Raw genomic sequence first — 24262 nt, forward strand, 5'->3', positions numbered from 1 at the left:
TCGCGTCGCACCCCGCCCCGCATCCCGCATCGATCGCCGACACCCCCGCTTTATCGCCGAGACCCCGCCCTGTGTACGTCAACACCACGGGGTGTCGGCGATAGGACGGGGTGTCGGCGGTCGAGCAGGGGCGGTCGAGCAGGGGCGACGGATGAGTAGCGCGGCGGGGACGGAGTGCTCGGGGACTGGGAGCGCTCCGGGGCTGGATTACTCCGACCAGACGTCCTTCTGGTCGTCGGGCACTTCTTCACCCTGCGGGATCACGAGTACCGGGCGGTGCTGACGGTGGCTCAGCCGTGCGGCGACAGATCCGGTGAAGAATTCGCGAATCGACTCGCCGAGCCCGCGCTTGCGGGTGCCGACGACGATGAGCTGCGCGTCGAGCTTGCCAGCCAGCTGCTTGATCGCCAGCGCCGGGTCGCCGACGAGCTGACGAGCGGTCCACACCACGTCGGCGTCGGCGAGCATCGCCTCGGCCGCCTTCTGCACGTCCTCGAATTCGGCGACGCCTGCTTCGAGGTTCAGGTCGATCGGCGCCGAGTGCACATACCCATCCGGATCCTCGAATGTCACGAATCTGGTCACATCCACATGCGCGACCACGAGAGGTGAACCCAGCAGCTTGGCGTAGCGAAGCGCCTCTCTGAGAACGTGGTCCGGCTGACCCGGCTGCATGCCGACGATGACGGCCTTCTGCAGGGCGGCGTTCTGTGCCGCTTCGTCGGGCTGGGCAGGTGTGGAATCTGTCATTGCGATCCTTCCCTCACCGGCCGCAGAGAGGCCGGATGCTCTGGCGTGCGTGCTATCCTGAATGTTACTCTTACCGGCCTCAAGCCGGTGCCGTGAATATCATCGGGCGTCGTACAGCCCGCTGCTGAACTCGTAAAAAAGGGGGTCTCGCGCATGGGCCGTGGCCGTCAGAAGGCGAAGCACACCAAAATCGCCCGCGAACTCAAGTCATTCAGTCCTGAGGTGAACTATTCGGCACTCGAGCGTGAACTCGGGCACCCGGACACCGACGGCAATGAGTACGTCGACAAGTGGGCCGATGAGTATGCCGACGAAGATGAGGACGAGCTCGAAAGAGCCTGATCTCATCGATCGCATAAACGACACCCTGGCGACCAGCATCCGCTGAGTCGACCAGGGCTTTGTCGTCGCGTGCAGAGGCGCCGGTTGCTGTCATGAGAACAGGACGGTTGACGAGTGCAGGATCGATTCTGCAGAATCGTCCTGCGCTCGACAATGAGCCTGTTCCGGGTGACGGGTGACGGCTGTGTCCCTGACACAATGGCCGGATGCCCCGCATCACCGCGCTCTACCGCTATCCCGTCAAGGGGTTCACTCCCGAAGCGTGCCACGAGCTGACCGTTCAGCCCGACGGCCGCATTGTCGGCGACCGGGTGCTCGCATTCCGGTTCGCGGATGCTGCGGAGCCGGAGCAGCGCGACGGACTGGACTACTGGCCGAAGTCGAAGGGGCTTGCGCTGGAAACGTTTCCGTCCCTGGCCATGCTGCGCGTGTCATACGACAACGAGGCGAAGCGGGTGCGGATCACACACGATGACTCCCTGCTGGTCGATGTGGTGCTGGATGCCGAGGGGCGTGCCGAACTCACGGAGATCGTGACCGCCTTCGTCTTGGACTCCCCCGAGTGGAAGCAGCTGCAGCGCGAGGGCCGGCTCCCGCTCGTGCTGGTCGGCGACGGCGAGCACTCCCGCTTTCAGGACCGCTCGCGCGGCTTCGTCACTGTGCACAGCGAGGCGAGCGTCACAGCTCTCGACGCCGCCCTGCCGGACAAGACGCCCGGCCTGACCGTCGATGACCGCCGTTTCCGCTCGAACGTCGTGATCGACGGAGTGGATGCCTGGGACGAGCTTTCCTGGTCGGGCGAGGTGCGCATCGGAGACCTGCGCTTCACGGCCGACGGCCCGATCGTGCGGTGCCTGGCGACCCACGCGAACCCCGACACCGGCATCCGCGATGCCAAAGTGCTCACCACCCTCACCCGCGAGATCGGGCTGCCCGCACCGACGCTCGGGCGACTGCTGCTGCTCCACGGAGTGAGCGGGGCCGTGGGTGACGACTCCGGCACGGGCGGCGTCATCCGCGTCGGCGACGAGGTGACGTTCGGCTGAGCGTGTTCGGCCCACTGGGCCGGTCACCACTTCCCGTGGCGGCGCTCCCACTCATCTTCGATGGTGACGCGACGCCCGGCGATCATGCCGGCGGGGAACGTCACAACCAGCACCGCGGCGACCACGAGCAGCGAGATGGTCCACCCGCCGCTTGCGCCATGCAGGATCCCGATCAGCACCGGGAACACGGCGGTACCCGTGTAGCCCACACTCTGCACGAAGCTCGACAGCAGAACGGCGCTTTCGGGGGTGCGCGCGCGGATGCTGATCAGCACCAGCGACAGCGGGAACAGCAGACCCACCAGTCCGAACAGAAGCACCCAGATCCACAGCACGGAGGGTACGGGCGCGAGCAGCAGGCCGAGGACGCCGACGAGACCGCCGACCGAGCCGACGACGAACAGCGGACGCGTCGCCTGATATCGCACGACGAGGATCGGCACGAGCAGCGATGCGGGCAGGCCGACGAACGCGAACAGCGACAGCAGGAACCCTGCCGTGGCCGGATCGACGCCCGCGATATCGATCAGGATCGCCGGCAGCCAGGCGAACGAGACGTAGGCCATCGTCGCTGAGGTGGCGAACGTGGCCGCGAGCGCCCAGGCGAGGGGAATGCGGGCGAGGCGGGCGAAGATGCGGCGGCTGGCGGGAGACGTGGCGATCGGGCCGGTCTCGGTGAACTCGCTCGACCGTTCGACGGACTCAGCATCCGAGGGGTCCGACTCTTCGACCGGCGCAGCGCCTGGGGCGGGGTCCGGCATCGACGCAGTCTTGGAACGACCGAGCATCAGCACCCAGGGGATGACTCCCGCGATCGCGAAGGCACCCCACATCGCCAGAGAGAAGCGCCAGCCGGCCGCATCCGCCACCGGCACCGCGACCAGCGGCGGCACGAACGTCGATAGCGCCATCGACGTCGTGTACAGCGTCATTATCAGCCCGATGCGGTCGGGGAAGAACTTCTTCACCAGTGGCGGGAGCAGGATGTTGCCCATGCCGACCCCGGCGAACACCAGTGCTGTGGCCCCGAGCAGGGCAACCGAGTCGGAGACGACACCGCGCAGCAGGAGGCCGACAGCGATCGCGGAGAGCGCGAGAACCGTGACCCGTTCGAGGCCGAGGCGGCGTTCCAGCAGCGGAGTGAGCAGACCGAAGATCGCGAAACAGACCGGCGGAAGCGTGCCGATGACACCCAGCACCGCCGGCGACACGGGGAAATCTGCGCTGATCAGATCGACGACCGGCGACAGCGATGCCACCGCGGAGCGCAGCGAGAATGCGCAGAGCACGATGCCGAGAACGGCGAGGGTGCGGCCGCGCCAGAGCGGGTTAGCGGCCATGGCGACGGCCCTTCGACAGGCTCAGGGACCCAAGTGCGTGGTTTAGGGGCCCAGGGGACGTCACGAGGTCTGCGACTTCTCGACCCAGTCCAGGTACTCGGGCGTGATGGTGCCGGTGATGTACCGGCCGTCGAAGCAGCTCATGTCGAGGTCTTCGAGGTCAGATCCCTCGATGATCGCAGCCTTGAGGTCTTCGACCTCCTGGTAAACCATGCGGTCGGCCCCCAGCACCTCGGCGATCTCGGGGATCGTGCGTCCGTGCGCGACCAGCTCATGGCGCGAGGGCATGTTGATGCCGTAGACATGCGGATGCCGCACGGGCGGCGCGGCCGATGCGAAGATGACCGACTTGGCGCCAGCATCCCGCGCCATCTGGATGATCTGCATGCTCGTCGTGCCGCGCACGATCGAGTCGTCGATGAGCAGCACGTTCTTGCCGCGGAACTCGCTCGACATCGCGTTCAGCTTCTGCCGCACGCTCTTCTTGCGCACCGCCTGGCCCGGCATGATGAAGGTGCGACCGACGTAGCGGTTCTTGTAGAAGCCCTCGCGGTACTCCTTGCCGAGCTTGCGCGCGACCTCCATGGCCGAGGGGCGCGACGAATCCGGAATCGGCATGACCACGTCGATCTCGTCGAGCGGCACGTGCTTGGCGATGGTGTCGGCGAGGCGGTCGCCCATGCGCAGTCGTGACTCGTAGACCGAGACGCCATTCATGACGGAGTCGGGGCGAGCGAGGTACACGTACTCGAAGGCGCAGGGAGTGAGCTGGGTGCGCTGGGCGCACTGCCTGGTGAACAGCTCGCCATCATCGGTGATGAAGACGGCTTCACCGGGTTCAACCTCGCGCACGATCTCGTAATCGGCGTTCTCGAGCACGAGCGACTCGCTGGTGACGACCCACTCGTCGGCATCGCCGGCGGCGGCTCCCGCGCGGCGACCCAGGATCAGCGGTCGGATGCCGAACGGATCGCGGAAGGCGAGCAGACCGTATCCGGCGATGATGGCGATCACGGCGTACGCGCCTTCGACGCGGGCATGTGTGCGCTCGACGGCGTCGAAGACGCGGTCGGCGTCGAGGTCGACGTCGGATGCCGAAGCCTGCAGCTCACCTGCGAGAACGTTCAGCAGCAGCTCGGTGTCACTCGACGAGTTCAAGTGGCGACGGTCGCGGTTCGCCATGTCGGCGGTCAACTCACGCGTATTGGTGAGATTGCCGTTGTGGATGAGCACGATGCCGTAGGGAGCATTCACGTAGAATGGCTGCATCTCCTCCTCGTTCGAGGCGGTGCCCTTGGTCGCATAACGCACGTGCCCGAGGCCGACGTTGCCCAGGAGAGCGCGCATGTCACGGGTGCGGAAGGCCTCGCGCACCATGCCCTCGGCCTTGGCCATGTGCATGATGCCGCTGGGCTCTGCCGTCGCGATGCCCGTGGCATCCTGACCGCGGTGCTGCAGCAGCAGCAGTGCGTCGTAGATGTCCTGATTGACCGGGCCGTTTCCGACCATTCCGACGATGCCGCACATGTGGTGTTACTTCGCTCCGTCCGCGTATGCGCCCACCAGGCGCACCGCACCGCCGTCGACGCCCTTGGCGCCCTCTTCGAACTCACCGCTCGGACGTGCACCGGTGTGCACGGTCGCGACCTGCCAGGCGTGAATTCCCTGTGCTTCGATGGCCGCGATCGCGGCATCCTTCTTCTCGGCGGCAACGACCGCGAGGAAGCCGATGCCGAGGTTCCACGTGCCCTCGGTGTCGACGATCGGGGTGCCGGCGATGTCGGCGAGCACGCGGAAGACGGTGCTCGGTGCCCAGGTCGAGCGGTCGACTTCGGCCCAGCTGCCCACGGGCAGCACGCGTGCGAGGTTTGCGGCGATGCCGCCGCCGGTAACGTGGCTCAGGGAATGGATGCCGTTCGGCACCTGCTCGATCAGGTTCAGCAACGGCGTCGTGTACAGCCGCGTCGGCTCGAGGAGTGCCTCGCCCCAGGTGGCGCCGAGGTCGGCGGCGTTGTCGCCGTAGCCGATGCCCGCGTTCGCCACGATGTGGCGCACCAGGGAGTATCCGTTGGAGTGCAGGCCACTGGAGGCCAGCGCGATCACCGCGTCGCCGTCCTGCACGAGATCGGCACCGAGCATGGCATCCGCCTCGACGACCCCTGTCGCGGCCCCGGCCACGTCGTAGTCGCGCGGGCCGAGCAGACCCGGGTGCTCAGCGGTCTCGCCGCCGACGAGGGCGGTGCCGGTGGCCGAGCACGCCTCGGCGATACCTCGGACGATGTCGGCGATGCGCTCGGGCACGACCTTGCCGCAGGCGATGTAGTCGGTCATGAAGAGCGGCTTCGCGCCCACCACGACGATGTCATCGACGACCATGCCGACCAGATCTTGCCCGATCGTGTCGTGCTTGTCGATGGCCTGCGCGATGGCGACCTTCGTGCCGACGCCGTCGGTGCTGCTGGCCAGCAGTGGACGCTTGTAGCCGAGCAATGCGCTGGCGTCGAACATGCCGGCGAAACCGCCGACTCCACCGAGCACTTCGGGTCCGTGCGTCGCACGCACGGAAGCCTTCATGAGTTCGACAGCGAGGTCACCGGCGACGGTGTCGACACCGGCCTGAGCATAGGGATTGGTGGAGGATTCTGCCACGCTGACAGCCTACCTGTGCGGGGCGGCGTCCGAGACCGTGACGAATGCTTCGTTCCGCCCACGGCTCGCGGCGCGACACGTCGGTGAAGGATCAACCTGCTATAGTTATTGGTTGCGCTCAGTTTCGCCGTTCTCACCGGCGCAGCGCACGCCCGGCCAGGGCACGAAAGGCCGATTTGCACCGATGCGAATCCATCCGTCCCGGCTGCACCACTGGCGGCCGCATGCCGCCCCCAAGCAAGAGCTGAAAGATGAGCAGTACCAAGACTTCCGCGCGTATTGACGCGCCCTTTGACCACACTTCCGCCGCATCGTCGGCGTCCGCTGTCTCTGCGGATGCCGTGATCACCCCGACCGATCTCGCTTGGCAGCAGGCCGACCACGACGTCTTCGTGGCAACGAGTCAGGGCGAATTCGCCGGTTTCGTCACCGTCGACTGCAGTTCGCACGTCGTTCACGACAGCCACAGCCGCCGGATCGGCAGCTACTCGACGCTCGCCGCAGCACGTCAGGCGCTCGTGGATGCCACGCACCCGGCATCCCGCAGCCGTGAGCGTCTGCGTCGCCGAATTCTCGCCCGTCGGCGCTGATTCGCCGGGCCTGCGCTCCTGCACCGCGGCCCGGCGCACGGTCAATAGATGCTTTTCGTTGGTTTCGACCCCTTCCCGCCTGCGGAAAGCATCTATCACTGGCCGTAACTTGTTTGAACCGGTGGCGGACTTCCATACGATGGGGCCATGAGCGACAAGCCGCAGTGGCTGATCCGTGAGGACGCCGGCATTCCGGTGCTCGTCGCGCTCTCGCTGCGGCAGTTGCTCGGCATCCGTGCCCCGGATGATCTGCCGAGCCTGCGCGGGCTCGAGACCCGCCAGCCCGACGCCCTCGACGCGACGGATGACCTGGAGAGCCAGTGGCGCGACTACTGGGACATGACCGTCGAGCCGCGCGCGCACCGTTCAGAGGTGCCGCTCGACCTCGTCGACGGCTTCGACACCCTGGTGGCTCTGCCGACCACCGGAGCGGAGGAGCTGCGTGATGCAGTCACGCCGCATTCGGCATCCGTACTGCGCTACGCCCAGGACGCGCACAACCGCTACGTCGATTCGGTGAGCTCGTCTGGCGGCGCCTACCGGGCCTACGCGAGCGCGATCGCCGAGTTCGAGCGGGAAGCGGGCCGGCGCGCGCACTCATTCGAGCTGAACGTGCAAGTGCTGCCGTTCAGCCAGCGCGGCATCTGGTGGATCGGCGCGCTCAGCGTGGCTGTCACCGATGGGCTGCGCCGCGACGTCGTCGCGTTCGACGCGGCGATGCGTCCGGTGATCGCCGAACTCGCGTAGCTGCGTCTCAGCGATCGACCTCAGTCGTCGAGCTGTGTCTCGGTCACGCGCTGCGTCTCAGTCTTCGGGCTGCGTCTCAGTCTTCGGGCTGCGTCTCGGTCACGCGCTCGTGCTCGACGCGGACGACGCGCGAGTGCCTGCGCACGATTCGTTCGAGGATCAGCGCGACGATACCGCCGAGGGCGAGCCCGAGCGGGATCGTCCACAGCAGAGCGAAGCCGAAGACCTGCCCCGGAGGGTAGACGACGTCAAGCACCTTCGAGGGCTCATAGTTGCCCACCGCGGTGAGAATGCCCGCGACGATGACGCCCAGCGCGACGCCGAGCCCCATGAACACGCCGAAGCGCGGGACGGGACGAATCGTCGCGTCGACCGTGCTGTGCGTTGCGTTGCTGGACATGGCTCTATTGTCCCACGACTCGCTATGCGCCCGCCGCGGTTCGCAGTCACCCGCCTCCCGGCGTGGGTCCGCCCTCACCGAGCACCCTGGGTCGCCGCCGCTCGTCGTGGGCCGTCCCTCACCGATCGCCCGACCTGTGCCATCGGGCGCCCAACGTGGGTCATCACCCAGCGCCGAGAAACCATCTGCCGCACGAGAAACCACCTCGCACGTGGTTTCTCATGCGGGAAGTGGTTTCTCGCGGAAAGTGGGCGTGGCACGCGGGCGCGGGGCGTTCTGGCAGGTGGGGGTTACGGGCGCAGGGGCAGCAGGTCGGAGAGGTCGGCGCGGGTGCCGGATGCTGAGATCAGCCCGGCTGCGACAGCATCCGCCCAGATCTGCTCGCCGGTAGCGAGCGCGATCCACGTCGTGGCATCCATCTCGACCACGTTCGGCGGCGTGCCGCGCGTGTGGCGGGGGCCCTGCACAACCTGCACCGCGCCGAACGGCGGCACGCGCACCTCGACGCTGTTGCCGGGTGCCTTCTCGTCGATCAGCTGCAGCAGATAGCGCACCGCCATCGCCAGCTGCGGGCGCGCCGCGTCTCCGGCTGCGACCGCGGCGAGCGCGACGCGTCCGTGAGCGACATCTATTCTGCGAGCCGGCATGGCTCCAGGCTACGCCGCGCATGGCTCCGCAAATAGTGGCCCGATGTCGGACCGCAACGCCGAAAACGCGCTGCGCGCGAAGGTCTCTGCGGAGCCGTGCTCGAGTGGTGGCACCGACCACGACATAAGCTCGACAGAGATGAGCGACTCTTTCGACGATCAGGCACGCGGCAGCACGCTGCGTGGTGCGCGCGCGGAGTTGCTTGCGGCGGCGAAGACGGCGGGTGCGTGGACACCGACATTCCCACTGGCTGTGACCGACCCGACCCCGGCCTCCGTGCTGATCCTGTTCGGCCGGCTCGACAGCATCCTGGCCCGGTCTGACGAGCTGACCGTCGCATCCGACCTCGACGTCCTTCTGCAGCGACGGGCGGCCACGCTGTCGTCGCATCCCGGGCAGGTGTCGTTCCCCGGCGGCGGTCAGGATGCGGACGACGCGGATGCCGTTGCCACGGCCCTGCGCGAGGCCGAGGAAGAGACCGGACTCGACCCCGATGGCGTCGAAGTGCTCGCCGCGCTGCCCGAGATTCCGCTGGCTGTCAGCAATTTCCTCGTGACGCCTGTGCTCGGCTGGTGGCGCACGCCTTCACGTGTCGCCGCCGTGGATCACGCCGAGACGGTAGAGGTGTTCCGGGCGCCGGTCGCGCAGTTGATCGATCCGGCGAACCGCTACACCTCGACGCTCAGCCGTGGCGGCGAGACCTACCGCGGCCCGGCGTTCGACCTGGATGGCACGATCGTGTGGGGCTTCACCGCCGGCATCCTCGACGCCCTGTTCGAGGCGACCGGATGGGCGCTGCCCTGGGATCAGTCCAACGAGCGGCCGATCGCCCCCGCCGAAATCCTCTGACGCAGCGCTCAGTCGGCGGAGACCGCCCCCGGAGCCTCGGCCGCACCACCCTCCGCGCGCCCCGGCCGCGCCGCTCTCCGCGCGCCCCGCCCGTGGCCCCGGTCGCGCCGCCCTCCGGGAGTTCCGGTCGCAAATTCTCCCGCTGCGCACGACGGCAGGCGGGGAGATTCTGCGACGGGAACACCACGGCTCAGAGGCCGAACGTGAAAATCCGCGACGGGAGTGAGCGCGGCGCACGCCGGTAGGCTGGCGGCATGAAGATCCTGGTCCTCGGTTCCGGCGCGCGCGAGCACGCGATCATCCTCTCTCTCCGGTCGGAAGAGACCGAGCACGAGATCTTCGCCGCCCCCGGCAATGCCGGAATCGCGCAGGACGCTCATCTCGTCGACCTCGATCAGCTCGATGGTGCAGCCGTCACATCGTTCGCCAACGAGCACGGCATCGACCTGGTCATCATCGGGCCTGAGGCGCCTCTCGTCGCCGGCGTCGCCGACGCGCTGCGCGAGCGCGGCATCCCGGTGTTCGGCCCGGGCAAGGCGGCGGCGCAGCTGGAAGGGTCGAAGGCCTTCGCGAAGCGGATCATGGATGCTGCGGGTGTGCCCACCGGGCGCGCGGTGCGCGCAGCATCCGTCGACGACGTCGAAGCCGCATTCGACGACTTCGGCGCGCCCTATGTGGTGAAGGCCGATGGCCTCGCCGCAGGCAAGGGCGTGATCGTGACATCTGACCGCGCCGAGGCTCTCGCGCACGCCGAGCACTACCTGCCCGCAGGCGCCGTGCTGGTCGAAGAGTTCCTCACCGGCCCCGAGGTCTCGCTGTTCTTCCTCAGCGATGGCGACACGGTGCGCCCGCTCAGTCCCGCACAGGATTTCAAGCGCGCGCTCGACGGTGACGGCGGCCCCAACACCGGCGGGATGGGTGCCTACTCGCCGCTCCCCTGGCTCGCCGACGACTTCGGCAGCGTCGAGAGCTTCGTCGCACAGGTGACCGATTCGGTAGCCATCCCAGTGATCCGCCAGCTCGACGCCGAGGGCACCCCCTTCATCGGGTTGCTGTACGCGGGGCTCATTCTCACGCCCGACGGCGTGCGCGTGATCGAGTTCAACGCCCGTTTCGGCGACCCCGAGACGCAGGTCGTGCTGCCTCGCCTGCGCACCCCGCTGTCACGGCTGCTGCTTTCCGCGGCCTCCGGCCATCTTGAAGATGAGCCACTGCCGGAGTTCTCCGACGACGTCGCCGTCACGGTCGTGCTGGCCAGCGAGGGGTACCCGGAGGCTCCGCAGACCGGCCGCATGATCGAGGGGCTGGGTGCGGCGGCATCCGTCGAGGGTGTGCGGATCGTGCACGCCGCGACCGCCGGCCCGGATGCTCCCGGCGGCTCGCTCGTCGCCACCGGCGGGCGCGTGCTGAACGTCGTGGCGACCGGGTCGGACTTCACCGATGCGCGCACCCGCGCCTATGAGGCGATCGCGAAGATCGAACTCGACGGCGCGCACTACCGGCACGACATCGCGGCGCGCGTCGCGGAGTAGGCCCCGCGCCGGAGCGCCGCGTACGGATGCAGGGAGTTTGTACGCCCGGAGGGCGACACACCGAGGATTTCACCTGCATCCGTTCAAACTCCCTGCATCCGTTCCCCCGGAGGGCCGCGTCAGCGCAGTTCGTCGGCGGTCTTGCCCTTATAGCGACCGATGAAGACCGCCGCGATCAGCGCGATGATCATCACACCGGCTGGCAGCAGCATCGACTGCGCCATGCCCGCCGAGAAGCCTTCCGCCACAGCGTCAGGCATCTTGCCACCGCCGCCGAACCCGGTCGGAGCCTTATCGAGCCCGGGCAGGTTCGCCTCGAGACGCGCCTGCATGAATGCCGCAATCGCCGAGGAGCCGACCACCGATCCGATGGTGCGGGTGGTGTTGTAGATTCCTGCCCCGGCGCCGGCCTGGCGCGGCGGAAGGTTGCGGGTCGCTTCGGTGGCCAGCGGCCCCCACATGCCGGCGTTGCCGATGCCGAGCAGTGCTGACGGCAGCAGGAACATCCACGTCGGCGTATCCACGTTCATCAGCGAGGCGTTCCACAGCACGCCACCGGCCACGCAGAGCAAGCCCGGAATCAAGATGAAACGCGGGTCGATTCGGTCGAGAAGGGCACCGGCGAACGGTGCAAGGATGCCGGAGATGACGGCCATCGGCACCAGCAGCAGCGCCGACTCGGTCGGTGTGAGCCCGCGAGCGAGCTGCAGGAAGAACATGAACGGCAACGACATGCTCGTCACCGTGAAGCCGACGGCCGCGATGCCGAGGTTCGATGCCGCGAAGTTGCGATCGCGGAAGAGCCCGAGCGGCACCAGAGCCTCGCTCTTGGTCTTCCACTGCTGCAGCACGAATGCAATCAGCAGCACGAGGCCGGCAGCGATGAGCCCCCACACCGAGATCGGCCCGACGATGGTTCCCCAGTCGTACTTCTGCCCCTCTTGCAGACCGAACACGATGAGGAACAGCGCGACAGCACTCAGCGCCACACCCACGTAGTCGAAGCGGTGCAGGTGCGTCTGCAGCTTCGGCACGTAGATCCAGGCGAGCACGAACGCAATGATGCCAACGGGCACGTTGATGTAGAAGATCCACTCCCAGCCGAAAGCGTCGACGAGCAGTCCACCCAGCAGCGGACCGACAAGTGTCGCGACACCAGCGGTGGCACCCCACAGCCCCATTGCCGCACCGCGCCGCTCGGGCGGGAAGGTGCGGGTGATCACGGCCATCGTCTGCGGCGTCATGCAGGCCGCACCCAGCCCCTGCACGGCGCGCGCGATGATGAGACCCTCGAGCGTGGTCGACAGGCCGCTCCACAGCGATGCCCCGGTGAAGATGACGAGCCCGATCAGGTAGATGTTCTTCGGGCCGAACCGGTCGCCGAGCCGGCCGGTGATCAGCAGCGGCACGGCGTAGGCGAGCAGGTAGGCGCTCGTCACCCAGACGACGTTGTCGAGATTGTTCGTCTCAGGGTCCAGGGCCGCCTTGATCGCGGGATTGGCCACAGAGACGATGGTGGTGTCGACGAGGATCATGAAGAACCCGATGACCAGCGACCACAGCGCAGGCCACGGACTCTTCGGCTTGTGCCCGACCGCGTAAGTTCCCGTCGAGGGACCGCGCGCCTCGGAGGCGGTGGAGGATTCGGATGCTGCAGATGCGGCGGATTCAGTCATTGGCGTGCTGCCTTTCGGGGGGCGGTTTCGCCCACGGGGTGCGTCCGGGACTCTACACCCGGCGGGAGTGTGTTTCGCACGGGCATGCACGAAAGGGTCCGGGTGCCGCAGCCGCCCGGTTACCCAGTGGTGTCATCGGCAGGGCCCTCTCCCGCAGCGGATGCCATGATTGACCCGTGAGCTCACCTCTTCAGATTCCCGGCTGGCGGCACCTCTACTCGGGCAAGGTCCGCGACCTGTACGCGTCGGAGGATCCCGGCGACACCCGCATCCTCGTCGTGGCTTCCGACCGGGTCAGCGCCTTCGATTTCGTGCTCTCCCCCGGCGTTCCGCACAAGGGCGAGCTGCTCACCACCCTCAGCATGTGGTGGTTCGATCAGCTCAGCGACGTGCCGAACCACATCGCCGAGGGCGAGATACCGGATGCCGTAGCCGGCCACTCCATGCTCGCCATGGCGCTGGAGATGCTGCCGATCGAGTGCGTGGTGCGCGGGTACCTCACCGGCTCGGGATGGCTGGAGTACGTCGCCAGCGGCACCGTCTGCGGCATCCCTCTTCCGGCCGGGCTGCGCAACGGCGACCGCCTGCCGGAACCGCTGTTCACCCCGGCGTACAAGGCGCCGATGGGCGAGCACGATGAGAACATCACCTTCGAGCGGGCAGTCGAGCTCGTCGGCGCTGAGCGCGCAGCCGAGCTGCGCGATGTCTCGCTGGCGGTCTACGGTCGCGCGGCGGAGATCGCCGAGCAGAAGGGGCTGATCCTCGCCGACACGAAGTTCGAGTTCGGAGTGGATGCTGACGGCACCCTGCGCCTCGCCGACGAGGTGCTGACCAGCGACTCGTCGCGCTACTGGGATGCCGAGATCTGGCGCACCGCAGCGACGCCGGAGGAGCGGATGGCAAGCTTCGACAAGCAGATCGTGCGCGACTGGCTCGCCGCCAACTGGGACAAGCAGGGCGCACCGCCGGCCCTGCCCGATGACATCGTGGCTCAGACGGCCGACCGCTACCGCGAGTTGATCACCCGGCTTCGCGGCTGAGCAGGATCCGACCGCCGGCTCGGTGCTCGGTGTTCCATGCGGAATCCGTCGAGCGGGCATCGACCCGATAGGGTTTCCTCGGTCCTGATCCTGATCCTGATCCCCGAGGAGCCCCCATGCCGCTGTGGAAGATCCACGGAGACGGTCGCACTGTCGCGCCCGGAGCCGTCGTCCGCCCCGATGAACGCCTGAACTGGCCCGCCACCATCGCGATCGGTGTGCAGCACGTTGTCGCCATGTTCGGCGCCACGTTCCTGGTACCGATTCTCACCGGCTTCCCGGTGCCCACGACCCTGCTGTTCAGCGGCATCGGCACGATCCTTTTCCTGCTGGTCACCCGCAACAAGCTGCCCAGCTACCTCGGCTCGTCGTTCGCGTTCATCGCGCCGGTGACCGCCGCGACAGCATCCGCCGGCATGGGCTCCGCGCTCGCCGGCATCGTCGCCGTCGGTGTGCTGCTGGCCATCATCGGCGTCGTCGTGCACACGGTCGGCGTGCGCTGGGTCGACCGCTTCCTGCCGCCCGTGCTCGCCGGCACGATCGTCGCGCTGATCGGATTCAATCTGGCCGGTGCCGCGCACAACAACTACGCGCTCTCACCCATCACCGCGACCTTCACCCTGACCGTCACGATCTTGTTCGCGGTCGTCTTCCGCGGGTTCCTCGGACGCATCTCGATCTTCCTCGGCGTCATCGCGGGCTACATCTTCGCGGCGTTCCGCGGCGAGCTCGAGATCCCCAACCCGCTGCTCGACGACAAGACGCCGCTGCAGCTCATCGACCAGGCCGACTGGATCGGGCTGCCCACCTTCCACCTGCCCGACTTCGCCACCCCCGGCACCTGGACCGCGATGGCGATGTTCCTCCCCGTAGTGCTGGTGCTCATCGCCGAGAACGTCGGCCACGTGCGCGGTGTCGCCACCATGGCCGAAGACCCGAAGATCAACAAGCAGACCGGCAAGGCGCTCATCGCCGACGGCCTCTCCACTACGCTTGCCGGCTTCTTCGGCGGCTCGGGAACGACCACCTATGGCGAGAACATCGGCGTGATGGCATCCACCCGCGTCTACTCCACCGCCGCGTACTGGGTCGCCGGCATCACCGCGATTCTGCTCAGCATGTCGCCCAAGTTCGGCGCCGTCATCAACTCGGTGCCCGCTGGCGTGCTCGGCGGCATCACCACCGGGCTGTACGGACTCATCGGCGTCATCGGCATCAAGATCTGGGTCGACAACAAGGTCGACTTCTCTCGCCCGGTGAACCAGTACACCGCGGCGGTCGCGCTCATCGTCGCGGTCGGCGGGTTCCAGATCGTCGACCAGGATTCCGGCTTCGAACTCGGCGGCATCGTGCTCGCCACGGTCGCTGCAATCCTCATCTACCACCTGGGCAACCTCATCGCCCGGCTGCGCAAGACCGGTGCCGACGACCCCAAGCCGCTGGAGCCGGTCGGTCCGCTCGGCGGCGACCCCGAAGACGCGTAGACCGCGCTTCTCCAGATCAGGCGATTCGCCGAGATCAGGTTGTTTCTCCACAGAGCGGCCTGTTCTCAGCGGATCGCCTGTTCTCGTGCGCCCGACGCCCCGGTCAGGCGACTCGGAACCGCACGCGCACGCCCGGTGCGAGCTGACCGGCCAGGTCGAGGCTCGCCGTGGTGAGCGCACCGATGATCGGGTACCCGCCGGTCACCGGATGGTCGGCCAGGAACAGCACCGGCTGCCCATCCGCCGGCACCTGGATCGCGCCGACCACCGCGCCCTCGCTGGGCAGTTCGCGGGTGACGGCGCGCTCGAGGGGCACGTCGCCGAGCAGACGGATGCCGACACGATCCGCCTGCGCCGTCACACGCCACTCCTGCGTCGTGAGCGTCCGCAGTGCGGCAGGGGTGAACCAGTCGTCGCGCGGGCCCAGAGTGACCGAGAGCTCGATGAGATCGCCGGATGCGGGCAGCGCGCGCGGCCACGGATGCACGTCGACAGCATCGATGGCGTCTGTCCCCACCCGCACGACATCGCCGGGCAGGAGTGGCCCCGGCCCGATGCTGCCCAGGGTGTCCGACGACATGCTGCCGAGCTCGGCGGGCACTCGGATGCCGCCGCGCACCGCGATCAGATAGCGCAGCCCCTGCAGCGGCGAGCGCAGACTCAGCTCGTCGCCGTCATATGTCGCAAACGGAATACCGTGCGTGATCGGGCGGGGCTCTCCCCTGGCATCCGTCATCGTGAGCTCGCCGACGGCGCCGGTGACCGCAGCGACCCCGTCGCCATGGAAGCGCATCGACACCGCGCCGACGCTCTCCAGCGCTGCGGCCTCGGGCGCATTGCCGACGGCACGGTTTGCATCGCGCAGCGCGGTGCGGTCGACCGTGCCGGATGCGGACACCCCGAGCGCCGCGAAACCGGGGCGCCCAAGATCCTGCACCAGCAGCTGCAGCCCGGGTTGAACGATCTCGATGGCGTTTCGGAGGCTCCCCGATTCGTCGGATGCTGCCGGAAGTTGCAGGTCATCGGCGACAGCATCCGCGTGTCCGCCGCCGTCGGGTCGCTTCGCGTCCGAATCATCAGGCGCCCCCGACGCGGCACCGGTGATGGCATCCGCCCCCACCCGCACGAAGCGCACTCGTGCACCGGGAACCAAGAGGGCAGGCGGTTCACGGTGGATATCCCACAGGTTCGCCTGCGTGACGCCGATCAGCTGCCAGCCGCCAGGACTCTGCCGCGGATAGATGCCGGTGTAGTTCCCCGCCAGGCCCACGGCGCCCGCCGGCACGCGGGTGCGCGGCGATGAGCGTCGCGGCACGTCGAAAAGCGGATCGTCGCCGACGATGTACCCGAACCCCGGGGCGAAGCCGGTGAACGCGACTTGCCACCGCGCAGCCAGATGCCGATTCACGACCTCCTCCGCCGTGACGTCGAGCAGCGCGGCGACCTCGTCGAGATCCTCGCCGGCGTAGTGCACCTCGATGTCGACCTCCGGCTGCGGCGCAAGGGGCGACGCGTCTCCGACCGTCGATTCCAGCTGTTCCACCAGCCGCGCCGGCGTGATCCGTGACGGGTCGAATCGCACCAGCACGGTGCGGGCACCCGGCACGCGCTCGATCACCCCGGGCAGGCCCACCCATGCGGCGTTGAGTCGCATCGCCTCGTCGAGATCGGCCGCTTCGACCAGCACTGCCCGATCCGAGGCGGTGAGCACGCGCATGTCAGACGCTCCGTGCAGCGAAGGGGGCGATCGTCACGCCCGATGCTTCCAGAAGACGACGAATCTCGATCGCCATCGCGACGGCGCCGGGGCTGTCGCCGTGCACGCAGATCGATTGTGCGGCCAGGTGCACGTCCGTGCCATCCACGGCGCGAATCGTGCCGGACTCGGCGAAGCGCAGCATCCGTTCGGCCACTATGCGCGCGTCATGCAGCACGGCGCCGTCCTGACGACGCGGCACGAGCGCTCCGCCCGGCAGATAGGCGCGATCAGCGAAGGCCTCGGCGGCCACTCGCAGACCCGCACGCGAGGCGGTCTCCAGCACAGCACCGCCAGCCAGGCCCAGCAGCACCAGCTGCGGATCGACGGCGCGGATTGCGGCGACCACGGCCTTCGCCTGCCGGTCGTCATGCGCGATCGTGTTGTACAGCGCACCGTGCGGCTTCACGTAGGCCACAGCACCGCCGACGGATCGAGCGGCGTCGATGAGCGAGCCGAGCTGCTGCTCCAGCAGCGCCTGCAGGTCGGCCGATTCCAGTTCCATCGGCGTGCGGCCGAAGCCCGCCGTGTCGGGATACGAGGGGTGCGCGCCGATCACGACACCGCGGGCAACGGCCGAGGCCAACGTCGCGCTGATCCCCTCGGGCGTGCCGGCATGAGCGCCGCACGAGACATTCGCGCTGGTGACGATCTCGAGCATGGCCGCATCGTCGCTCACGACGTTCTCGGCGGTGTTCTCGCCGAGGTCGGAGTTCAGATCGATGGATGCCATGCCCCCCAGTCTGCCTGCAGCGGCGGGCACGCGGGTCGCCTCAGCCGACTGATGGAGCCGACCCGCGCACCACCAGTTCGGTCGGCAAGATCGTCAACGGAGCCGGATGCCGCCCCGCCAGCACATCGATGATCAGACCAGCCAGCAGCTCTCCCTGCTCGAACGTCGGCTGGCGCACGCTCGTCAGATCGGATGCCGCGGCCAGCGCCGAGTCGTCGAATCCGATCACGGCGATATCTTCCGGCACCCGCAGCCCGGCATCGCGCAGGACGCCCAGTGCGCCGCGCGCCATGAGGTCGCTGGCGATGAACACAGCATCCGGCCGCTGCTCCTGCGCGAGCAGCGCGTGCATGGCAACCGCTCCGCCGCGCTCACTGAAGTCCCCGTCCGCCTCGCCAGCGGATTCGAGCCCCGCATCGGCGAGAGCCGCCAGGAACCCGTCGCGACGATCGACGCTGACGCTCATCGTCATCGTCCCGGTGATGGTGGCGATGCGACGGCGACCCAGGGCGATCAGGTGCGCGGTCGCCGATCGCGCAGCCTCCGCGTTGTCGACGTCGACCAGGCAATCGGTCTCGCGCGCGACGGTGGGGCGCCCGCCGAACACCACCGGCACCGCCTCGGCGATGCGGTCGATGAAGGTGTCGCTGGTGTGGTGCGAGACGATGATCGCGGCATCCACCCCGCCGTTTCGCACGAACTGCGTCATCTTGCCGTCGACGTCATCACTCGCGATCAGCAGATTCAGAATGTAGTCCGAGTCGGCGAGACGAGAGCTGATGCCCGCCACGACGGATGCCAGGAACGGGTCGCCGAAGAACCGCGTGGTGTCCTCGGGCACCACGAGACCGATCGCATGCGTCTGTCTGCTGGCCAGTGAACGGGCCGCGCGGTTGGGCGCGTAGTTCAGCTGCTGGACAGCTTTCTGCACTGCAGCGAGCGCTGCCGGGCTGACGGACGTGGAGCCGTTGACCACCCGCGATACCGTCGACCGGGAGACGCCCGCGAGCGCCGCGACCTCTTCGATCCTGGAACGGGGCATCGGCTCAGACAGACCGCGCCGCGATGATCCGAGAGTACTCATGACCGCTCTGCTTCACCGTGCGCTGCTGCGTCTCGTAGTCGACGCGCACGATCCCGAAGCGCTTGGCATAGCCCCAGGCCCACTCGAAGTTGTCCATCAGCGACCAGTAGAAGTAGCCGCGCACGTCGACGCCCTGCTCGATGGCATCAAGCGTCGCCGCGACGTGATCGCGGAGGAACTCGGCACGATCAGCATCCGCCACCTCTCCGTCGTCGCCGACGACATCGTCGTAGGCGACACCGTTCTCGGTGACGTACAGCGCCACCTCGGGTGCGTAATCCTCGCCGATGCGCACGAGCAGACGGGTGAGCCCCTCGGGCTGCACCTCCCAGCCCATGTCGGTGCGCGGCAGCCCGCGCTCGACCCACTGAATGCCCTCGTGCGACGGGAACGGCGACGCCGTCTGACGCTGCTGCCCGGGGGTCTCGTGGGGGTTGCCTTCCGCCTCTTCCTGCGGGTGACCCGACAGCAGCTCGCCGTGGTAATAGTTCACGCCGAGAGCGCCCAGTGGCGTGGAGATCACGTCGAGGTCGTCGTCGTGCACGGCGTCCTGCCACTCCGCAACGGCCCCAGCGTCGACCTTGCGAAGGTCGCGCACGATGTCAGCCGGGTACGAACCGCGAAAGATGGGGTCGAGGAACCAGCGGTTGAACTGCCCGTCGATCCGGCGGGCGGCGTCGATGTCGAGTGGGTCGGCCACGTCGGCGGCATCCGCCACCGTGAGGTTCAGCGTGATTCCCAGGTCGAGGTCGGCATCGCGCTCGCGCAGCGCCTGCACCGCGCGTCCGTGCGAGAGCAGCAGGTGGTGCGAAGAGAGAAGGCCGTCGAGCACGCTGGTGCGACCCGGCGCGTGCACGCCCGCGGTGTAGGAGAGGAACGACGAGCACCAGGGCTCGTTCATGGTGGTCCAGTGCTGCACGCGGTCGCCGAGAGCGTCGTGCACGCTCAGTGCGTAGTCGGTGAATCGGTCGGCGATATCGCGGTTCGTCCAGCCGCCCTGCTCCTCGAGGGCCTGCGGCATGTCCCAGTGGTGCAGCGTGAGCCAGGGCACGATGTCAGCGCCCAGCAGCTCGTCGACCAGTCGGCTGTAAAAGTCGATGCCCTTGGTGTTCACCGGTCCGCCATCCGGGCGCACGCGTGACCACGACGTCGAGAAGCGGTAGGTCTGCAAGCCGAGCTGCTTCATCAGCGCGACGTCATCGACGTAGCGGTGGTAGTGATCGCAGGCGACATCGCCGTTCTCGGCGCCGACGACCGCCCCGGGTACGCGGGCGAAGGCGTCCCAGATGGATGCTGTGCGGCCGTCTTCGAACGCGGCTCCCTCGATCTGATACGCCGCCGTGGCAGCGCCGAAGAGGAAGGTGTCGGGAAAGGAGCGAGTCATGGATCTAAGTCTCTCACTTTCCCTCTGCGTCTGGGAGCGCTCCCACTTACGTGATTCTTCGTTCAGGTGGCGCAGATTGCCGCATCCGCACGGATATGGCGACCACCTGCGCCACCTGGGCGGGCATAGCGGTCGGTTAGCCTTGGCAGGTGAACCCCGAACTGGCCCGTGCCGAAGAGCTGATCCGCTCAGTACCCGACTACCCGGAACCCGGCATCCTGTTCCGCGACATCACTCCACTGCTGGCGGATGCTGAGGCACTCCGCGTCACCACCCAGGCACTCATCGAACCGTTCCTCGGCACCTTCGATGTGGTCGCCGGAGTCGAGGCGCGCGGCTTCATCCTCGCCGGTGCCGCCGCGATCGCTGCCGGCGTCGGCTTCGTGCCGATCCGCAAAGCGGGCAAGCTGCCGCGCCCCGCAGCATCCGTCGACTACTCGCTCGAATACGGCACCGCCACGATCGAGATGCACGACGACCTGCCCGCCGGCACCCGCATACTGCTCATCGATGATGTGCTCGCCACCGGTGGCACCCTCGCGGCCGGTCGCCACATCATCGATCGTCTCGGCTACAGCGTCGCGGGCATCAGCGTGCTGTTCGAGATCGAAGGCCTCGGCGGCCGCGAGCTGATCGGCGACCTGCACACAGTCTTCCGCTCGGCGTGAGGCTGCACGCCCTCGTCACGCTGACGGGGGCATCGCCAGGTCGGCGGGCGCGTCACCTCGTTCGATGGCCGCGCGGACGGATGCTGCCGCGTGGGCCAGGCTGCTCACCGCGACGAGCTGCCGCGCGCGTGCGCTGACGGCCAGCAGCATCCGCCTGGCGATCTCATCCGGCGACCCCGTCGGGCCGAGGGCCAAGATGTTGCGGCCGGCGAGCGGCTCGAGCGCATCGGCGTATGCCATCAGCTCATCGAGGTCGCAGTCGAGGCCGACGGACGCGGCCTGCCACAGCGCATGCGCCAGCCCCTGCTCGGCAGCCCCCGGGTAGCCGCGCCAATCGCGGCGCCGCATCAGCTCATAGGTGCGCTCGCGGTACTCGGCGTATTCGGGATCGGATGCGATGTCCTCAGGTGTACCGAGTGCGAACGCCTGACACGCGTTCATCACTTCGAGCGTGGTCACCCCGGCAGAGTCGATCAGAGCGGTGAGCTTCTTGATGGCGGTGGTCGAAGCGTCGTACGAGTCGCGCAGCACGACGATCAGTCGCGCCCGTTCGACATGCCGCTGCGTGTAGGAGGCCGTGGTGCGGTTGCGCAATGTGCCGGGCGGCAGGATGCCGACCCGAATCCAGTGCTTGAGAGTAGTCGTGCGAACGCCGCTCTCGTCAGCCAGCCTGCTGAGCTTCATGTGTACCCCCCGGTGCATCCGATGCGCGCATTGGAGAGTGAACACGCGGCGCACTCTCCACGATGCGCACCATACGCGTTGACTCTAACCTGCTGATGAAGGGACACCTTTCGCCGTGAGGGGCATTGCGGGCGAGAGAATCGACGAGTGGGGACTCTCGACACGCCTGGGCGGAGTCACACGGGGGGTGCCGGCTCCGCCCGGGTTCCCTGCACCGTCTTCGGCAGCGTCCTGTTCACCGGCTCTGGCCGTCGTCGCCCGAGCGGTAGACTGGCCATGATCCCGCCCACGACTTCCGGAGCCCACTATGCCCACAATCGTCGTCGACGTCATGCCCAAGCCCGAACTGCTCGACCCGCAGGGAAAGGCTGTCACCGGCGCATTCGCACGTCTGGGCGTCACCTCTTTCAGCGAGGTGCGCATCGGCAAGCGCTTCGAGCTCACCGTCGATGGTGAGGTCACCGACGAGCTTCTCGCCGAGGTCCGCACGCTCGCCGCCGATGTGCTCTCCAACTCGGTCATCGAAGACGTCGTGGGCGTCGAGGTCGCCGAGTGACCGTTCGCATCGGGGTCATCACCTTCCCCGGCTCGCTCGATGATCGCGATGCACAGCGCGCGATCCGCATCGCCGGCGCCGAGCCCGTCGCCCTGTGGCACGGCTCGCACGATCTCGACGGGGTCGACGCGCTCGTCCTCCCCGGGGGCTTCAGCTACGGCGACTACCTGCGCTCCGGTGCGATCGCCGCGCTGTCGCCGATCATGACCGAAGTGAAGGATGCCGCTGCGAAGGGGATGCCGATTCTCGGGATCTGCAACGGCTTTCAGATGCTCGTCGAGGCGCACCTGCTGCCGGGCGGCCTGATCCGCAACCACCACCAGCACTTCGTGCGCCGCGACCAGCGCCTGATCGTCGAGAACACGACCTCGGCGTGGACCACGGCGTTCACCCCGGGTCAGGAGATCGTCATCCCGCTGAAGAACGCCGAAGGCGGATACATCGCCTCGGACGAGACGCTGGATCGGCTCGAGGGCGAGGGCCTGGTGGCCTTCCGCTATGCCGGCGTGAACCCCAATGGCTCGCTGCGCGATATCGCAGGCGTGACGAACGATGCAGGCAACGTGGTCGGACTCATGCCGCACCCCGAGCACGCCACCGAAGCGGGCTTCGGGCCCGACACGACCGCTGCGATGCGCAGCGGAGTCGATGGGCTGGGCTTCTTCGAGAGCGCCATCGCGGCTGTCGCGCGCGTCGCCGCGTAGCATCCGCTCTCCGGCTCTGCCGGGATCAGCCCTCCGCCGGGATCAGCTCAGGGCGGGCGGCCAGATGCCGATGATGACGGCCATGACGACGATGGTCACGAGTTCGTGGGCGATGTTCATCACGGTGAGGTTGGTCGGTCTGCCTTCGAAGGCGTCGTGGGTGATGAAGCGTGCCGCGGTGAAGCCGGCCCATAGCGCGATCGAGGTCACAAGCGCTGCCGAGAAGTACGAGCCCTCATAGAAGTGCCAGGCGATGGCGGATGCTCCGGCCAGCACCCACGCGGTCACGAAGCTCACCAGCACCGTCGTGATCAGTGCCCAGGTCGGATTGCCGGGCCTGCTCATATCGACCTTCGCGAGCTTCGCCCAGCGGCGACCGAAGACCGGCCGCGCATACCAGACGGCCCCGACGATCATGCTCGAGGCGGTCGCGACCAGCACGGCCCAATAGTTGATCTCGGGAACCATGTCTCCTCCTCCATCGGATGCGGCTCACGCTACTGCATGCGATTGCGCGCGGATAGGGTGCGGTTCAGACGTGGGTGCCCTCGCTCGGTCCCGCGCTAGGCTCGGGCTGTGAGCCTTGTCGTGACTGTTCCCACCGCCCGCCTCGCTGAGAATCTCGGCGCTGTTCCGGACGGGGTCGAGCTGCTCGTCTGGGATATGCAGACGCCCGCACCGCATGACCGCATCGACATTGTCGTGCCGCCGTACATGGGCGGGACCAGCGCGCTTTCCGCCCTCGAGGGCGTCGATGTCGGCCTCGTGCAGGGGCAGTCGATCGGGTACGACGGCGTCGCCGATCACCTGCCGCCGGGGCTGCGCTTCGCGAACGCCGCCAGCGTGCACGAGGCGTCGACGGCCGAGCTCGCCGTCGCGCTGATGCTCGCGGCGCAGCGTCAGCTCCCGCGCTTCGTGCAGGCACAGCCCGAGGGTGAATGGTCGCCGGTCTTTGCAGAGAGCCTCGCCGACCGGCGCGTGCTGCTGGTCGGGTTCGGCGGCGTAGGACAGGCCATCGCGGCACGGCTGCTGCCCTTCGAGGTCGACCTGACCGTCGTGGCGCGTTCGGCTCGCCACGAGAATCACCCGGGCATCGGCGACATCGACGTGCACGCGATCGACGAACTGCCCGCACTGCTCGCGGATGCGGAGATCATCGTGCTCACCCTTCCCGGAGGCGGCGAGACGCATCACCTCTTCGATGAGACGCTGCTGTCGCAGATCCCCGACGGCGCGCTGCTGGTGAACGTCGGCCGCGGCTCGCTCATCGATACGGATGCTCTGGAGCGGGAGTCCGGGCGCATCCGTGCGGCGCTCGACGTGTTCGAGCAGGAGCCGCTGCCCTCGGAGCATCCACTCTGGACGACGCGCGGCGTGCTGCTCTCGCCGCACGTCGGGGGCGCCTCCACGGCGATGAACCCGCGGATCGCTCGGCTCATCCGCACTCAGATCGAGCGGATGCTGGCCGGTGAAGAGCCGGTGAACGTGGTGCTGCCTGCGGGCTGAGCGGCATCCTGCCCGGCCGTCGCTCGCCCCGCCAACCCAACCGAACCGATTCGACGCCCGCACTACCCGAACTGTAAGCGCTTGCAGTAGCCTG

Annotated in this window: 25 protein-coding genes; 12 read left to right on the forward strand and 13 right to left on the reverse strand. The window is 67.9% G+C overall.

All coding sequences use genetic code 11. From position 1 onward, the window contains the following. Positions 1 to 207 precede the first annotated feature (207 nt). Positions 208 to 750: a universal stress protein gene (locus FM104_RS13750; protein ID WP_087132801.1), complete on the reverse strand. Its 543-nt coding sequence runs from the start codon at positions 748 to 750 to the stop codon at positions 208 to 210. Between the two features lie 153 nt (positions 751 to 903). Here FM104_RS13750 and FM104_RS13755 point away from each other — a divergent pair, with 153 nt between their 5' ends. Beyond that, entirely contained in the window at positions 904 to 1092 is a 189-nt protein-coding gene (locus FM104_RS13755) for a DUF3073 domain-containing protein (RefSeq protein ID WP_087132802.1), read from the forward strand. A gap of 206 nt (positions 1093 to 1298) precedes the next feature. After that, complete coding sequence (locus tag FM104_RS13760; RefSeq protein ID WP_087132803.1) at positions 1299 to 2138, forward strand: MOSC domain-containing protein; 840 nt, start codon at positions 1299 to 1301, stop codon at positions 2136 to 2138. Positions 2139 to 2161: 23 nt separating this feature from the next. Here FM104_RS13760 and FM104_RS13765 read toward each other — a convergent pair whose 3' ends face one another. The 3 genes from FM104_RS13765 to purM are packed head-to-tail and all read right to left on the reverse strand — an operon-like array spanning position 2162 to position 6127. Further along, complete coding sequence (locus FM104_RS13765; RefSeq protein WP_087132804.1) at positions 2162 to 3478, reverse strand: MFS transporter; 1317 nt, start codon at positions 3476 to 3478, stop codon at positions 2162 to 2164. Between the two features lie 60 nt (positions 3479 to 3538). Beyond that, on the reverse strand, positions 3539 to 5005 hold the full coding sequence (gene purF, locus FM104_RS13770) for an amidophosphoribosyltransferase (protein WP_087132805.1): 1467 nt from the start codon (positions 5003 to 5005) through the stop codon (positions 3539 to 3541). A 6-nt stretch (positions 5006 to 5011) separates the two neighbouring features. Continuing rightward, the gene (purM, locus tag FM104_RS13775; RefSeq protein WP_087132806.1) at positions 5012 to 6127 is read right to left on the reverse strand and encodes a phosphoribosylformylglycinamidine cyclo-ligase; all 1116 of its coding nucleotides are present in this window, start codon (positions 6125 to 6127) and stop codon (positions 5012 to 5014) included. A 251-nt stretch (positions 6128 to 6378) separates the two neighbouring features. Here purM and FM104_RS13780 point away from each other — a divergent pair, with 251 nt between their 5' ends. Both FM104_RS13780 and FM104_RS13785 read left to right on the forward strand, forming a co-directional pair. Beyond that, positions 6379 to 6717, forward strand: coding sequence for a hypothetical protein (locus FM104_RS13780; protein WP_143738427.1), 339 nt, complete (start codon positions 6379 to 6381; stop codon positions 6715 to 6717). Between the two features lie 147 nt (positions 6718 to 6864). Beyond that, a complete protein-coding gene (locus tag FM104_RS13785) occupies positions 6865 to 7464 on the forward strand; it encodes a zinc-binding alcohol dehydrogenase (protein WP_087132808.1) in 600 nt (199 codons plus the stop codon). A gap of 76 nt (positions 7465 to 7540) precedes the next feature. On the opposite strand, the gene FM104_RS13790 is transcribed toward FM104_RS13785, so the two are convergent. Then, positions 7541 to 7864: a hypothetical protein gene (locus FM104_RS13790; protein ID WP_087132809.1), complete on the reverse strand. Its 324-nt coding sequence runs from the start codon at positions 7862 to 7864 to the stop codon at positions 7541 to 7543. A 290-nt stretch (positions 7865 to 8154) separates the two neighbouring features. Next, on the reverse strand, positions 8155 to 8511 hold the full coding sequence (locus tag FM104_RS13795; RefSeq protein WP_087132810.1) for a sterol carrier family protein: 357 nt from the start codon (positions 8509 to 8511) through the stop codon (positions 8155 to 8157). A gap of 139 nt (positions 8512 to 8650) precedes the next feature. Here FM104_RS13795 and FM104_RS13800 point away from each other — a divergent pair, with 139 nt between their 5' ends. Together FM104_RS13800 and purD are read left to right on the forward strand one after the other, a co-directional pair. Beyond that, complete coding sequence (locus tag FM104_RS13800) at positions 8651 to 9361, forward strand: NUDIX hydrolase (RefSeq protein ID WP_087132832.1); 711 nt, start codon at positions 8651 to 8653, stop codon at positions 9359 to 9361. A 254-nt stretch (positions 9362 to 9615) separates the two neighbouring features. Next, entirely contained in the window at positions 9616 to 10893 is a 1278-nt protein-coding gene (gene purD / locus FM104_RS13805; protein ID WP_087132811.1) for a phosphoribosylamine--glycine ligase, read from the forward strand. Positions 10894 to 11012: 119 nt separating this feature from the next. Here purD and FM104_RS13810 read toward each other — a convergent pair whose 3' ends face one another. After that, positions 11013 to 12569, reverse strand: coding sequence for a DHA2 family efflux MFS transporter permease subunit (locus tag FM104_RS13810; RefSeq protein WP_087132812.1), 1557 nt, complete (start codon positions 12567 to 12569; stop codon positions 11013 to 11015). A gap of 176 nt (positions 12570 to 12745) precedes the next feature. On the opposite strand from FM104_RS13810, the gene FM104_RS13815 reads away from it, so the two are divergent. Both FM104_RS13815 and FM104_RS13820 read left to right on the forward strand, forming a co-directional pair. Further along, entirely contained in the window at positions 12746 to 13609 is an 864-nt protein-coding gene (locus FM104_RS13815; RefSeq protein ID WP_087132813.1) for a phosphoribosylaminoimidazolesuccinocarboxamide synthase, read from the forward strand. Between the two features lie 116 nt (positions 13610 to 13725). Further along, positions 13726 to 15093: a uracil-xanthine permease family protein gene (locus tag FM104_RS13820; protein ID WP_087132814.1), complete on the forward strand. Its 1368-nt coding sequence runs from the start codon at positions 13726 to 13728 to the stop codon at positions 15091 to 15093. A gap of 103 nt (positions 15094 to 15196) precedes the next feature. On the opposite strand, the gene FM104_RS13825 is transcribed toward FM104_RS13820, so the two are convergent. The 4 genes from FM104_RS13825 to FM104_RS13840 are packed head-to-tail and all read right to left on the reverse strand — an operon-like array spanning position 15197 to position 20050. Beyond that, positions 15197 to 16810: a 5-oxoprolinase subunit B/C family protein gene (locus tag FM104_RS13825; RefSeq protein ID WP_087132815.1), complete on the reverse strand. Its 1614-nt coding sequence runs from the start codon at positions 16808 to 16810 to the stop codon at positions 15197 to 15199. Position 16811: 1 nt separating this feature from the next. Further along, the gene (locus tag FM104_RS13830; RefSeq protein WP_087132816.1) at positions 16812 to 17582 is read right to left on the reverse strand and encodes a LamB/YcsF family protein; all 771 of its coding nucleotides are present in this window, start codon (positions 17580 to 17582) and stop codon (positions 16812 to 16814) included. Between the two features lie 40 nt (positions 17583 to 17622). After that, positions 17623 to 18666 carry a LacI family DNA-binding transcriptional regulator gene (locus FM104_RS13835; protein ID WP_256971674.1) on the reverse strand — a complete coding sequence of 348 codons (1044 nt, stop codon included), beginning with the start codon at positions 18664 to 18666 and terminating at the stop codon, positions 17623 to 17625. Beyond that, positions 18629 to 20050, reverse strand: a complete 1422-nt coding sequence (locus FM104_RS13840) for a GH1 family beta-glucosidase (protein ID WP_087132818.1) — start codon at positions 20048 to 20050, stop codon at positions 18629 to 18631. Before FM104_RS13840 ends, FM104_RS13835 begins: the two co-directional genes overlap by 38 nt. 149 nt (positions 20051 to 20199) lie before the next feature. On the opposite strand from FM104_RS13840, the gene FM104_RS13845 reads away from it, so the two are divergent. After that, positions 20200 to 20718 (forward strand): adenine phosphoribosyltransferase, encoded by a 519-nt coding sequence (locus FM104_RS13845; RefSeq protein WP_087132819.1) that lies wholly within the window; start codon positions 20200 to 20202, stop codon positions 20716 to 20718. Positions 20719 to 20733: 15 nt separating this feature from the next. Here FM104_RS13845 and FM104_RS13850 read toward each other — a convergent pair whose 3' ends face one another. Further along, positions 20734 to 21402, reverse strand: a complete 669-nt coding sequence (locus tag FM104_RS13850; RefSeq protein ID WP_179206813.1) for a MerR family transcriptional regulator — start codon at positions 21400 to 21402, stop codon at positions 20734 to 20736. Between the two features lie 307 nt (positions 21403 to 21709). Here FM104_RS13850 and purS point away from each other — a divergent pair, with 307 nt between their 5' ends. Together purS and purQ are read left to right on the forward strand one after the other, a co-directional pair. Continuing rightward, positions 21710 to 21958, forward strand: a complete 249-nt coding sequence (gene purS / locus FM104_RS13855) for a phosphoribosylformylglycinamidine synthase subunit PurS (protein ID WP_087132821.1) — start codon at positions 21710 to 21712, stop codon at positions 21956 to 21958. Beyond that, positions 21955 to 22662 (forward strand): phosphoribosylformylglycinamidine synthase subunit PurQ, encoded by a 708-nt coding sequence (purQ, locus tag FM104_RS13860; protein ID WP_087132822.1) that lies wholly within the window; start codon positions 21955 to 21957, stop codon positions 22660 to 22662. The genes purS and purQ overlap by 4 nt, the downstream gene beginning before the upstream one ends. Before the next feature lie 42 nt (positions 22663 to 22704). On the opposite strand, the gene FM104_RS13865 is transcribed toward purQ, so the two are convergent. After that, positions 22705 to 23130, reverse strand: a complete 426-nt coding sequence (locus FM104_RS13865; RefSeq protein ID WP_087132823.1) for a DUF1761 domain-containing protein — start codon at positions 23128 to 23130, stop codon at positions 22705 to 22707. Between the two features lie 108 nt (positions 23131 to 23238). Here FM104_RS13865 and FM104_RS13870 point away from each other — a divergent pair, with 108 nt between their 5' ends. Beyond that, entirely contained in the window at positions 23239 to 24168 is a 930-nt protein-coding gene (locus FM104_RS13870; RefSeq protein ID WP_256971675.1) for a 2-hydroxyacid dehydrogenase, read from the forward strand. Positions 24169 to 24262: the final 94 nt, after the last annotated feature.

This window comes from Microbacterium esteraromaticum, from assembly GCF_900163815.1.
Taxonomy (GTDB): Bacteria; Actinomycetota; Actinomycetes; order Actinomycetales; family Microbacteriaceae; genus Microbacterium; species Microbacterium esteraromaticum_B.